The sequence below is a fragment of the Dyadobacter arcticus genome (genome assembly GCF_011762185.1).
Taxonomy (GTDB): Bacteria; Bacteroidota; Bacteroidia; order Cytophagales; family Spirosomataceae; genus Dyadobacter; species Dyadobacter arcticus.
This window is the reverse complement of record NZ_JAASQJ010000002.1, coordinates 271,812-284,390: the sequence shown is the minus strand read 5'-3', so window position 1 is coordinate 284,390 and position 12,579 is coordinate 271,812. Positions and strand designations below refer to the sequence as shown.

The 12,579-nt window shown below is 41.9% G+C and carries 11 protein-coding genes; 6 read left to right on the top strand and 5 right to left on the bottom strand.

Annotated features, from left to right (window positions below; all coding sequences use genetic code 11):
• Positions 1-109: 109 nt before the first annotated feature.
• Positions 110-1,021, top strand: coding sequence for a S8/S53 family peptidase (locus tag FHS68_RS08875; RefSeq protein WP_167269243.1), 912 nt, complete (start codon positions 110-112; stop codon positions 1,019-1,021).
• Between the two features lie 166 nt (positions 1,022-1,187).
• On the opposite strand, the gene FHS68_RS08870 is transcribed toward FHS68_RS08875, so the two are convergent.
• Complete coding sequence (locus FHS68_RS08870) at positions 1,188-4,079, bottom strand: M16 family metallopeptidase (protein ID WP_167269241.1); 2,892 nt, start codon at positions 4,077-4,079, stop codon at positions 1,188-1,190.
• Between the two features lie 674 nt (positions 4,080-4,753).
• Positions 4,754-5,290: a VOC family protein gene (locus FHS68_RS08865; RefSeq protein ID WP_167269239.1), complete on the bottom strand. Its 537-nt coding sequence runs from the start codon at positions 5,288-5,290 to the stop codon at positions 4,754-4,756.
• 1,070 nt (positions 5,291-6,360) lie between these two features.
• Here FHS68_RS08865 and FHS68_RS08860 point away from each other — a divergent pair.
• Together FHS68_RS08860 and FHS68_RS08855 are read left to right on the top strand one after the other, a co-directional pair.
• A complete protein-coding gene (locus tag FHS68_RS08860) occupies positions 6,361-7,383 on the top strand; it encodes a hypothetical protein (protein WP_167269237.1) in 1,023 nt (340 codons plus the stop codon).
• Between the two features lie 371 nt (positions 7,384-7,754).
• Complete coding sequence (locus FHS68_RS08855) at positions 7,755-7,964, top strand: hypothetical protein (RefSeq protein ID WP_167269235.1); 210 nt, start codon at positions 7,755-7,757, stop codon at positions 7,962-7,964.
• Between the two features lie 416 nt (positions 7,965-8,380).
• Here FHS68_RS08855 and FHS68_RS08850 read toward each other — a convergent pair whose 3' ends face one another.
• Positions 8,381-8,947: a putative antibiotic biosynthesis monooxygenase gene (locus FHS68_RS08850; protein ID WP_167269233.1), complete on the bottom strand. Its 567-nt coding sequence runs from the start codon at positions 8,945-8,947 to the stop codon at positions 8,381-8,383.
• Entirely contained in the window at positions 8,947-9,846 is a 900-nt protein-coding gene (locus FHS68_RS08845; protein ID WP_167269231.1) for an SMP-30/gluconolactonase/LRE family protein, read from the bottom strand. The genes FHS68_RS08850 and FHS68_RS08845 overlap by 1 nt, the downstream gene beginning before the upstream one ends.
• Before the next feature lie 127 nt (positions 9,847-9,973).
• Here FHS68_RS08845 and FHS68_RS08840 point away from each other — a divergent pair, with 127 nt between their 5' ends.
• Positions 9,974-10,324: a winged helix-turn-helix transcriptional regulator gene (locus FHS68_RS08840; protein WP_229211825.1), complete on the top strand. Its 351-nt coding sequence runs from the start codon at positions 9,974-9,976 to the stop codon at positions 10,322-10,324.
• A gap of 260 nt (positions 10,325-10,584) precedes the next feature.
• Complete coding sequence (locus FHS68_RS08835) at positions 10,585-11,187, top strand: NAD(P)H-dependent oxidoreductase (protein WP_167269229.1); 603 nt, start codon at positions 10,585-10,587, stop codon at positions 11,185-11,187.
• 41 nt (positions 11,188-11,228) lie between these two features.
• Here the strand turns inward: FHS68_RS08835 and FHS68_RS08830 are convergent, their stop codons facing one another.
• Positions 11,229-11,615 (bottom strand): winged helix-turn-helix transcriptional regulator, encoded by a 387-nt coding sequence (locus FHS68_RS08830; RefSeq protein WP_167270839.1) that lies wholly within the window; start codon positions 11,613-11,615, stop codon positions 11,229-11,231.
• A gap of 165 nt (positions 11,616-11,780) precedes the next feature.
• Here FHS68_RS08830 and FHS68_RS08825 point away from each other — a divergent pair, with 165 nt between their 5' ends.
• Complete coding sequence (locus FHS68_RS08825) at positions 11,781-12,551, top strand: type 1 glutamine amidotransferase domain-containing protein (protein ID WP_167269227.1); 771 nt, start codon at positions 11,781-11,783, stop codon at positions 12,549-12,551.
• Positions 12,552-12,579: the final 28 nt, after the last annotated feature.

Sequence of the window (12,579 nt, the reverse complement as noted above, 5' to 3'; positions counted from 1 at the left end):
ACCGACTAGTCACAGCGCTTATACATAATTCCTTTGGAGGCAAAGGCTAGGTAATAGCGCTGGTACAGTGCAAAACGTTTAATTTTTCAATCAATACAATCAAAAAATCATGTCACAGAATCTTCCCCCCGAGCAGGCGGAGTTGCTGAAAAACCATCAGCCCCGCGTAATTGTAAAGTTGAACGGAAACGTTGAACTGCCCTACGAGGATGGGGCCGAAAAAATCCTGATTTTGGAAAAAAAGGGCGATTGGCAATTGCTGGCGAAACAGTTTCCGAGCCTGACGCTCAAAAGGGTTTTCGACCTTGAAACCGAAGCTTGCTATCGGTACCTGATCGAGCTGGCTCGGAAGGAAAATCCATCAGAACCAGTACCCAGACTATTTGCCTACTATTACGCTGAGGTAGCCAATGACACCGACCACAAGGCGCTGGTCGATGCCCTATTGGCCTGCCCATTGATCGAGACGGCCTACCGGGAAGGCATTTGGCTACCAGCCGGACCCAACCAAGGCGACCGAAACCCGCTCTCAATGAAGCAATTGTATCTCGATGCGGCTCCAGTGGGGGTGGATGCGCGTTTTACCCAGCAACTCCTCAACGGAACCGGCTTTGGCATACGGGTGGCTCATCTTGATAAGGGCTGGCAGTTGGATCACCAGGATTTGTATCGGAGTCAGAATCAAATCGTCCGAATCCCAAATACCGCTCCTGATACGCAGGATAAATTCCACGGGACTGCCGCTCTGGGAATCCTAGCTGCCATCGACAACGACCGGGGTATCGTGGGCATGGTGCCCGAGGCTACCTTTGGTGTAGGGGGTACTCACTATGCTGAAGGACCAGCCTATTATGGTGCTTTTGCTTTTGCCACACGATGGTGCAGAAATACCCCCCTCCAAAACACCTTTAGAAGACCAGATTGGGGTGATGCCAAATCTCCGACGATATATCCATCGTTTCCAATTTTTCGAAGCTCTTTGAGAAAGTCTAACTTTTCAACTTCGGAAAAGGAAGAATAAATTTAATCAGTTTCAAAGTTGAAGCAGTCTTAAATTCATGTTTTTCGGATCTTCTTTCTTCTTCGGCTTAAAAGGGGCGGCAACGACGCCTGCTAAGATGCCTCTGCCGGCTCCGACATCATATTAAGTTCGAAAAAGAGCTTTTTTCATAATTTCTGTTTTAATTTTACCTGGGATCGGAACCGTTTGAAGAACCTATTTTGGTCGGAGCCTGCAATTTTGCTTCGGTGATCCGGTTGCCTTCCTTGTCAAGTTCAATTACTTCATATCCTAATTGCTCCAACCCCGGCTTGATCGACGCTTTATCGCCTACAACTGATATGATCATGTTATCCAGGGGCAGGCGCTTCTTTGCAATTGCGTTTATTTCCTCTTTCGTAATATTCCTGACAATAGCGCTCTGTTGCTCGGCAAAGTTTTTTGGCAAATTATATTCCAGGATCTGATAAATCAGAAACGCTTTGCTTTCAGGCGTTTCATAACGGAGTGCATCGCGCTGGCCAATTGAATTTTTAAGAAAATCCAACTCTTCGTCAGTAATACCATTTTTACCGTAATTACTTAATTCCTTCATAAATTCAACAACTGAGCTGTCCGTCGCAGTCGCTCTCACGCCTGCCCTGGCAGTAAACGGTCCCGGTATAAGCGAACTTCTGTAATATGAAAATGCGCCGTAAGTATAGCCTTTGTCTTCCCGCAGGTTCAAATTAATGCGGCTGTTGAATGCATCACCAAGAATATAATTTGCCAGTTCGGCCTTGTAATAATCTCCGGTTGCGTCAAAAGGAAGGTCTGTAAGATAACCGATCCGGATTTCAGACTGTGCCGCTTTTTCTTTATCAATCAGATAAATAGCCGTTTTATCGGTATTCTTTCTGATGTTGGCCTCAGGCAGTTTCACAGGTTTGGCAGGCCACTTTTCCAGAAACCCTAGCTTTGGCCGGAGCATAGCCTGATCTATATCTCCAACTACAACCAGATTGGCAACAGAAGGGGAAAAGTAATTATTGTAAAAGGCCTTTACGTCTTCCAGCTTGATTTTTTCTACCGTTTTGGCAGTACCCAAAAGCGGGACACCGATTATATTGTCGCCGTATAACAATTTATCAAAGGCATTACTGGCGATGGCCACAGGCTGCGTGGCCTGATTTTCTATACTTTCCAGTTGTAATTTTTTCAATCGGTCAAAATCCTCGACAGCAAATTTCGGATGCAGCAACTTTTCTTCTATCAGCGCCAGAACACGATCCAGTGCCTTTTTTGGCGATTCCACCATAATGAAAATATCTTCCTTGCCGGAATAAATCTGAATGTTGCCGCCAAGCTTTTCCAGTTCAATATTGATCTGTTCCGCTGTGTACTTTTGAGTGGCTTCGTTCAGCATGGATGCAGTAAGCTGGGCGATTCCCGCTTTTGAAGGGTCATTAGCCGATAATAAATGGCCACCTTTCAGGGCGAGCAGCATAGTTACTGTCGGCACTTCATCATTTTTGGCCGCAATGATTTTAACGCCGTTTGCGAGTTTGTCAGTCCAGTATGGCGGAACTTTTATGGTCGGATTGGCGCCGGGCGCAGGCTTGGCACTTCTGTCAAATGAATCTTTTGCCTTTGTGTAACTTAATCCATTGTAGCCATAATCGGGAGCTGCATAACCTGCCTGCGAAATCGTGTAATTATCTGCATGCACCAGAATCTCTTTTTTGCCTTTTGGATAAACCGTTAGGACAACTGCATGCTTGTTGCGGATATATTTACCATAAACCCGCATTACATCTTCTTTGGTGACTGCGGCATAACGCCTCAGTTCAATTGGAAGATAATTGGCTGTTCCTGCAAAAGTTTCATATTGCGCCAGCTGTGAAACTTTTCCGGAAACGCTGGAAAGACTGGAAATTATACTGGCTTCCCTTGTAGCCTTAAACTGCAGTATGTCATCATCGATGACGCCGCGCTTTTCAAATTCGGCCAGCGTATTTTTCAGGATGAGTTCAATGCTGTCCAGACTTACTTCAGGAAATGACTGAATATTAAACGTGAATTCCCCGGCGAGTTCATAACATGGGTTGTTTGCCGATGCTCTCACCGCTTTTCTGCTTTTTACAAAGTTTTTATAAAAAAGTGAAGATTTTCCTCCGCCAAGTATTTGGGCAAGTGCGTCCAAAGGAGCTTCGTCCGGATGGTAACGGGGGACACTCGCATAAGTTACCGCCAGCATCGGAAAACGGACCTGGTCTTCATACGAAACATAACGATCACTTTCAAGAAAAGCAGGCTTAACACCTGTTTTGGACACAGCCGGTCCTCTGGGGATTGATCCGAAATATTTTTCGGCCATTTTTGCCACTTCGCCGGATTTTACATCTCCGCCGACAGTCAAAACTGCATTATTGGGGCTATACCAACGAAGGAAAAAGTTTTTCAGATCATTGGCGTCAACCCGGTTGAGATCTTCGATGTAGCCAATTGTCAGCCATGAATATGGATGACCGTAGGGATAAAGATTTTTTGATGTATATTCCCCTACAAGGCCATAAGGACGATTATCATAATTCTGGCCACGTTCATTTTTGACTGTAGCGCGCTGATTTTCAAATTTCTTCTGAGTAACAGCATCCAGCAAAAAACCCATACGGTCGGCTTCAAGCCATAATGCACGTTCGAGCTGATTATTGGGCACTGTTTCAAAATAATTGGTCCGGTCCCTGTTTGTCGAGCCGTTAAGATCTCCTCCTGACTCGGTTACAATTTTAAAATGCTCATCGTCGGCAACGTGGTCTGAGCCCTGAAACATCATATGCTCAAAAAAATGCGCGAAACCTGACTTTCCAACTTCCTCACGTCCGGAACCGACATGATATGTAACATCAACATGAACCAATGGATCTGAATGATCTTCATGAACAATGAGCGTCAGACCATTTGACAATACATATTTATCATAGGGAATTACAAGTTCGCTTCCCTTGCGGGTTACTTTCTCTATCAATTTGGTTTGTGCACTGGCTTCAATGACAGAAACCAAAAGCAATACCTGGCAACAGAAGATTATTTTTTGCATAGGGGTTGTGGCTAATTGAATTAGTAAGTTAATAATAATAAAGATTTTTCAAACATCACCTCCCGACAGGATATGATGTCTCATTTATCCGCAGTGACTAGTACATTAATCAAAAATAAAGGTGCGCTTTACAAAGCCCTATTTTTGAAAGCTTGTACATGAAGGACAAAATGCAGAATATGAAGGCAAATTGTAATTTCTGGCAATATATAATCATAGATTAAAAGCGGTAACGTATATGAAGATTTCCGACTATCTCACCATTAAAATTGATGAGCTTCAGGCCTGTCACTTCCCAGCAAGCAATAAATAAGCCCTCGCCGGAAATCGTCCGAAAACCCCTCATTGTCAAAAAGATATTTTACATCAAAAAGATCACGCGGATGTTGTCTGTAAGTATTGGAAAAAGTGTGCATCACCTAATAATTTTTGATCTACCAAGTTACAAAGCCAATGTAGGTACCATAATTTTTGTTTCAAAAATCCTCCATTCATGATTTTGTCTGTCGGATGCTCGTAATAGCACCCCTAACGAATCAGATTTCGGACGTTTTTTGAGACGGACTTCGGTTTGAAAAATTGGAACTCGTGGTGACTGGTGGTGCCATACCATACGTAACGAGCTATCTCAAATCAATTTGAGATAGCTCGTTTACTGAATTTTGAAAATTTATTTAAGCGAGAAACTCCTGTTGAATTCTCATAGCTTCATTCAGCGACTTCTGAATATATTCAACATTCTTAATGGCTTCTGGCGTGCTAGATCTTTTTTGGGCTTCTTTTGGATCGGTAGGGTCGATATTTTCCACGCGCTCGTTGATCCACCAAAGATTTCCAAACGGGTCAAGTATCCTACAAACCTTTTCTCCGAACCAAAGTGAAGTAATATCTGTGACCGATTTGGAACCCAGATCTAATGCTTTTTCATAAGACTTTTCAATGTCATCAACGTATACATTCAGGAAGCTAGGTGTAGGGTTCCATCCTTCCCGGGAATCAAACAACATTACCATTGCGTCCCCTATTTTTACCACCACGTGAATGACAACTCCTTCTTCATTTTTAATTTTACTATTTGGGACTTCTTCTGCACCAAACACGGCCTCCATAAATGTGATTAACTTTTCAGAGGATTCAGAAATTAACCAAGGAGTCACCGCAGTATAACTATCGGGTATAGTATTGATTCTTGATGAATTTTTTGCTTTCATAATTTCCAACATTTACTGTGAACTCAAAAATTTAATGATATTCACAAATTACCATGCCAATGACACCGCAAACTCTTTGTTTATCAACAATATAGGCAGTGTTTAGCTAGTATACACATAGCACCAGAGCAAAACCGGCTCTCATAAGAAATAGTAATTAATGAGTCATTTATGCAAATTGCTGACTGTTTCAAATAGTAAGTTATGGACATTCTCACAAAACGCTCGAACGTGAGACGGTGCCCCCTTCGGCCTACCATTCCATATCGCATATTTTGGACGTTTTATGAGACAAGAAAAAAACCTCATAAGTATATCGTTTAAATGGCTCTCTTTACTCCATTCTAGCTAAGGCGAGAGGATGACTGCAAAGGAGATACAGAAACAATTTATCAAGACTTATTTGAAGGTCACTTTAAAGCAATTTGGGTATCAAAACAAGCGGACAAACGTGGTGAAAGAACAAGGGTGATTTTTTAATGTGTTTAATCTTCAAAATTATTTTTGGAACTCAAAGGACAATGTTGATTTCCGGTTTAACATTGATATTGCTATACGTAGTCTGCACAGCGCTATTTTCCACCGGCAGCTTTATTCATGATCAGCTGAATGATCTTGGCGAATCCATTTTAAGCTTACTTAGTCCCAATTAATTACTTAGTCCCAATTCATAAAGGACAAGTGCGATTCGGAACTCTCTATCAGGATTTCCAGTAATATATGTGAGCCACCCGGCTAATTGGACCGAATGCGCGAAGTTGAACAGTTCGACCCACAGCAGCGATCAACCCAGGAAAAAGATGATCCAGAAGTTACTTATGATAAACTGAAAGGTCGATAAAGTCCATCCAGTGATTTGCGTGATTTTAAATACATGTTCATAGCGATCTTATTAAGTATTCACAAATCTGGAGGCGAGCATTCATTAAGCCTTCGATATTTAATGGAAAATACGAAGGTGTTACCAAATTTTTGATGACATTCTCAAATAAATATAGGTCAGCGAAATTCAAATCTAGTATTTTCCCTCGTTCAATCAGGTACTCAATGATTCACTCTAAAATAAGAATATGAAAATGCAAGTTGATGTCGGCATTGCTTTCTACGGTAAACCCTATCATACCATTGTCACAATTAAGTCGCTCTTAAGACATAGTGGACAACACATCGACAAAATATATATTTCCCGCGAACGCAAGCAGCCTCATGACGATTATATCGGGATCTTCAAGGTCATAGACTATTTCCGAAACGACCCCAATGTGCGCCTCGTTATCCATTATCCACATCACCATGTTGGGCTTGGTGTGATGGATTCGGAAAGAGCGAAAAAGGATACGAAGTTCAGGCAAAGTATTATGTTCCAGTATGCGTTGGAAACCACAGAGAAAAAATATTTGTGCATCATGCACAACGATATGCTGTTTCACGACGACATGGTTGGGGCGATGCTGGAAGAAATGATGACCGCCCCGGAAAATCTAATTGGCATAGGCTCGATCGGGCAATGCTGGAGTTGCCCGGCAGGAAAAGATTTTGCAAATAAGTGCAATCCCTATATAGTTGACGAATTTGTCCCTAGCTACGAGGAGGCCATGGAAATTACAGAGGCCTACGCTACGCCGCGACAGCAATTACAAAAGGAAATCATCAACGGCGGTCGGGTACATCTGTTGCCTGAATGCCGGTTGAATGAGTATTGCGCGATGTTCAACGTGGAGAGTTACCGGAAAGAAACCGTTCCCTATGGCGACATTGCCTGCTATGGAGGCAACTGGGGCGGTACGGATAATGCCACCATTTGGTCACACGATGTATACGAAAAAGGTTACCGGTTCAAACATATCCATTTGGAACAATATACCAAACACGCCCCATTTGATAGCACAAGCAGCGGTACCCAAGCGAACGACAATCGCAACTTATATGCGCGATCCGAAGAAAATGCCCAGGAATATATTGAAAAAAACTACGGGCCAATTAAGTTTTCAAGCTACGTCTCCCGCGCCAATTTCATTGATACGACGAAGCGGAAAACCTGGCTCTCCATCATCCATACCTATGGTTTTTTCAAGAGAATCTTAGGCAAGTAGCTGATTTTCATAAAAAGGCTAGTCGTATTGAACTGACAATATCGAGCGAAACGGCCGCCAGTTTTATCAAAAAATTAAAGCGCTTTTTCTTTTCCATCATTGCAGCTGTTTTTTCGCATTGTGTCCGGCAGATATCGTGCCGGCAAGAAATATTTGATAAATAGTGATGCGGTTGACTGCAGAAGTTTCGATGAAAAATCCGTTTTCATTGAGCTTCGCTTCCAGACCGGTCGCGATCGTGCTTTTACCAGCCCATAGGTGGAACCATTGTTACGCTCACAATTGGACCTGCTGGCGTATACGTCGCCTTTTCAACAAGTATAATTAGCTGACAGAGGTTAAAAAAAAAGAGAAAATCTAAGGGTAGCCAAATGAAGAAATTAGTAATTACTAGTATTGTAATATTGGTTTCAATTGGTAGTCTTTATTCTCAAGGAAAACTAATCAATGGAAAAATAATTGCTGAAAATTTAGAAAATTTGCCATTTGCTTCGATTTTGATTAATGATACGATTGAAGTGGGCAAGTCTGATGTAAATGGTTATTTTCAAATAAATATTCCTGCTTTAGAGCAAAAATAATATTTGCTGTTCTTGGATTGGAGTTTACGAATATAAATCTTGAAGATAAATGTAACGAGGTCGAAGTTATTTTGATGGACAATGTTACTTATGATTTTATGTCTCTCCAAAAGGTGGATAGACTACGTAAGGAAAGATTTAAGAAGTTACCTGAACTACGTAAAAAAGCATTTGAAAAAGGTATTTTTAAAACACCTAATGCCTGTTATAACCAAGAGTTTATACCTTATTCTAAGAAAAAACAAAAGTAAAATTTGGTGATGCCCTCTGATTGAGGGCTTTATTGTTTATAATGCTGCAATTTGTCTCACAAAACCCTCGAACGTGAGACTGCACGCACTCGCTTATCCACTCCAGTTCGGCCACAATTTTCGGACGTTTCGTTAAACCTAAACCAGCTAGGACAATCTTTAGAGTTAATTCGGGGCCGAATATAACCATCGGGAAAATATTCTTGTTATGGCCGGCATTAAAACATACGTCATTAAAATTCCCATAATCATTACACTTAAGACTCCCCAAATCCAGTCTGGTAGGTTGATTCGCAGGAAAACCGTATGACCCCAAGCTAGGATTGTATGGATAATAACATAGATCGTGAGGCTGGTTATTAGTACAATTTTCCATCGGACTGGCGTCTTCGGGTTGTTTGGACTGTGTTGATAAACCAGGAAATCCATTCCACTGAGGCGTCTACGTTCAGTTTCTAAAAATAATTTTTCCCCCATTGAAACGTACTGGCGACGCTGTTCCGATTTTTCCCAAACATCAAGATTTAATGGTGAGTCAAAGGTAAATACATTAAGTAATTCTTGATGGAAATTGTCATTTGTGGTTTCGAATACACTCCCACTAACATAGCCGTCAAATTGTGATGCAGCATATGCCATGCTCTTGAACCAGTCTATTACGGCCGCCCTGCATCCTTCCTTTGGCGTGACTCTTATAATTGTAATCACCTTTAAGGCGTTGGTCGCATCCATCAATTATGATGATCAAGGAAAAGCTTTACAACATTCGCATCTTCTAACCCACTGGGTAGCGGAAGCGACATACCGCCGTTCGTTGTCACGTAGAGGGAATTCTTATCTGCTGGTGTCCGGCCGAAGGCAATCGCCGTTGAGCCTGTCACACCACTTGATTCGTCAGCGATCAATAGTATTTGTTTTTGAGGACTAATTTTTACGACGCTATTGTAAATGTGGGTTGTCGCATAGATCGTTCCATCTAAATCGATAGCAAAATCATCGAAGTTGACATTTTCAAGATCGATTTTAACCGGGCCGGCGTTATCGCCAACCAGGTCAATTGTCAATAGCAGGTGTCGTTCTGTATTGGAAATGAAAACTTGATTATTGAATATCTTAATGCCATTGGCCGCCGGCAATGAGCTATTATCATCGGCCCTGGCCAACAGTGGGTTATCGGCCCAAATTTCTGAGGTATTTGTAGTCAAATCATATTTCCATACAACACCTAAATATGAATCACACATTAAGAAGGTAGTATTAGACAATCGTGTGATGCCGTTAAGAAACATCGCTCCCGCCGGTTGATTGACAGCAACAAGCTGACGCTGTTGATTAAGAAGGTAAATGGTGGGAACTCCCTGGTCATCCCATCCATTGCATAAAAACTCGTTTTGCCTTATGTGGACAATGCCGGCAAGTTTTCCATCGATCTGACTGTACTTTTCTTTGGTTTTGTTTGCTGAAATTTTGTAGACAGCGCCTTCCTCTAGGGAAGTAATAAATATTGAACCCTTGTCGTCAATAGCAATATTTTCAATAAAGGATGGTTTCCCAAATGAGGTAATAATTTCAGATGGAACGATTTGCCTGGATATGTTTTTGAATAAAAGAAGTGAATTGTTGGGGATCATGGTGCAACTATATAAAGTTATTTATCGAAATTTAGTCGCGTTGATGGCCAATACAAATGGGTTACCATAACACCTCCTGGTCACAAAAAAGTTACTTATGGTGATAGTCAGATAAATAAAATTTGATATGACTGAAAATAATTTGGAGATGCCAGCAGAAATGAAGGAAAGTTTCCTGGCGATAGGAACGTGCCCGGTGTCGACGACGATTGGAATTATTGGGGGAAAATGGAAAGTCATCATCCTGTATCTTATCAGTTATGATATTTGCCGATTCTCCCATATTCATAAATTAATTGATGGTATCAGTAAAAAAACACTCGCCGAACAATTAAAGGAGTTGGAAAATGACGGCATCATTCTCCGAAAAGCTTTCCCGGAAGTTCCACCTCGCGTGGAGTATTCCCTCACAGCCAAGGGTCTTACACTGCGCCCGATTATTTTTTCAATGAGGGATTGGGGAATCAAGTTTGGATGAATTCATGGCCAGACAGTGATCGTAATGGGAGCGGAAACGGTTGTGCCAAGTGGCAAATCAGCTGATGCCGGCAAAACGATAAACCGTCGGTTTACAAATGTATGGATGAACACGACCGGGAAATGGTTATTAGTAGCCCGCCAGGCAAGTGTTCTGTGCCAAAACTAACAATGCCGGCTTCCCTGAATTATTGAACGGGACTTAATTACCGGAAAAACACCGACCTGAGAGGCAGAAAATAAAATTGAAGGTAATCGCAAATGAATATATTAATTGTGCTTGCTCACCCCAAAAAGGAGAGTTTAAACGCCGCGCTGGCTTATTACCTGGCCAAACAATTAAATGAAAAGCATGAAGTAGTTTTGCAGGACCTTTACAGAGAGGGTTTTGATCCGATACTAAAAGAGAATGAGTTGCTGGATATTAACTATTTTAGCGAAGATATCCGCCCATATTGCGATGCGCTGCTAGCGGCGGATATCCTGATTGTTATCCATCCAAATTGGTGGGGATCCCCACCTGCAATGATGAAAGGTTGGATAGACAGGGTAATCCGTCTAAATGTTGGTTACGGTTTTAATGATAAAGGCGAAGGTGAACCCGTCAAACTTTTAAAATTAAAGCACTTTTTTGTTTTCAACACTTCAAACACGCCCGAAGAGCGGGAGCAAAACGTATTTCATGACCCCCTCGAAAATATCTGGAAGTATTGCATCGCTGGTTTTCTGGGCTCAGACCATTTTGAGCGAAGGATGTTTAACATGGTTGTCACCAGCACTGAAAACGAGAGATCCGGATGGCTTACCAGTTCATATCAGCTGATCGCAACCTCAGTTGATGCGAAATTATCAGTTAACCGCTGATTATGATTGCAATCTGGCCAGACTCGTTATAGTAGTGACCCTTAATTATTCTTATTAACCTGCACTTTCTCTGCCTTGTGTCCCTCTATTGAAATACCTTTTTCCTTCATTATCGTATAACCATATTGACTTATGGTTTCAATAACTGGAATAACGTCCCTACCCTTGTCTGTTATAGTATATTCTACCTTTGGAGGAACGACGGGATATGCTTTTCGTTCTATTAAGCCATATCCCTCCAACTCACGCAATTGAGATGAAAGCATTTTGTGTGTAATATGCGGCAGTGTTTTTTTAAGTTCACTGTAACGCATCATTTTTTTATTTAGCCTCCAGAGTATCGGCATTTTCCACGTGCCGCCAATAAAGTGCAAGGCAAACTCCATGGGGTTGTAATACAGTCTGTTGTCATAAATAAAATCAGGCATCGTTGAGAGGTTTGTTGACATAAAGATATTATTAATAATCAGGAACCCATCCCCTAACTATCCAAAAAGATAGTATCACACTTAAAAGTAGTATAGGTCTTTCTATCATATATACTTCACACTTTTGGCAGATAATCAAATTACCTAATCTAGTCAATAAGCGATATGGGGCACAAAAATTTAAACACGGTTAAGTTAGCAAGACCTAAAAGGGTTGCGTTAGTCGTATCAAACCCTGGTATATCCACCACCACCGGCCTGCCTGTCGGCTTTTGGTGGTCCGAGTTGACCCACCCTTATTTCAAATTTACAGAAATGGGATACGAGGTTGAGATCTTTAGTTATTTTGGTGGAAAATGCCAGGCAGATGCGATGAGTAATCCCGAAGATATATCACGATGGCAAGCCGAAGATGTTATTAGCCTGGGATACATACACGACCCAAGCTTTGTGAAACTGTTGGAGGATACCCCAGCCGCCAAAAATATTGATGCGGACACTTTTGATGCAATCTTAATTGTCGGTGGGCAAGGCCCCATGTTTACCATCGAGAAAGCCACAGACACGATAAAAAAGTTTGTTGAATTTTATGAAAGTGGAAAAATTACCTGTGCACTATGTCATGGCGTGGCAATTCTCAAATACGCCCGCCTCTCTGGGGGTGAGTATCTGGCAAAAGGAAAGACAGTGACCGGTTTTGCCAACGTGGAAGAAGATTTTACGGATAATGCAATATGGGGAATGAATTTGCTTCCTGCCGGACAAAGCCTTATGCCGTGGCGCATTGAGGATGAGCTGCGAAAAATAGGTGCAAATTTTATTCAGGCGGGATTGTGGAAAGGCTTTGCCATTCGAGACGGAAATCTGATAACAGGGCAGCAAAACTTCAGCGCAAGTGAAACTGCTGATGTCTTGATCCAGGCATTAGGCCAATAATATGGTGGGAGTAAAAAAGGTTGACTTA

Coding starts and splice junctions, on each gene's coding strand:
- FHS68_RS08875 (WP_167269243.1), top strand. CDS start 110: ATGTCACAGAATCTTCCCCCCGAGCAGGCGGAGTTGCTGAAAAACCAT.
- FHS68_RS08870 (WP_167269241.1), bottom strand. CDS start 4,079: ATGCAAAAAATAATCTTCTGTTGCCAGGTATTGCTTTTGGTTTCTGTC.
- FHS68_RS08865 (WP_167269239.1), bottom strand. CDS start 5,290: ATGAAAGCAAAAAATTCATCAAGAATCAATACTATACCCGATAGTTAT.
- FHS68_RS08860 (WP_167269237.1), top strand. CDS start 6,361: ATGAAAATGCAAGTTGATGTCGGCATTGCTTTCTACGGTAAACCCTAT.
- FHS68_RS08855 (WP_167269235.1), top strand. CDS start 7,755: ATGAAGAAATTAGTAATTACTAGTATTGTAATATTGGTTTCAATTGGT.
- FHS68_RS08850 (WP_167269233.1), bottom strand. CDS start 8,947: ATGGATGCGACCAACGCCTTAAAGGTGATTACAATTATAAGAGTCACG.
- FHS68_RS08845 (WP_167269231.1), bottom strand. CDS start 9,846: ATGATCCCCAACAATTCACTTCTTTTATTCAAAAACATATCCAGGCAA.
- FHS68_RS08840 (WP_229211825.1), top strand. CDS start 9,974: ATGACTGAAAATAATTTGGAGATGCCAGCAGAAATGAAGGAAAGTTTC.
- FHS68_RS08835 (WP_167269229.1), top strand. CDS start 10,585: ATGAATATATTAATTGTGCTTGCTCACCCCAAAAAGGAGAGTTTAAAC.
- FHS68_RS08830 (WP_167270839.1), bottom strand. CDS start 11,615: ATGCCTGATTTTATTTATGACAACAGACTGTATTACAACCCCATGGAG.
- FHS68_RS08825 (WP_167269227.1), top strand. CDS start 11,781: ATGGGGCACAAAAATTTAAACACGGTTAAGTTAGCAAGACCTAAAAGG.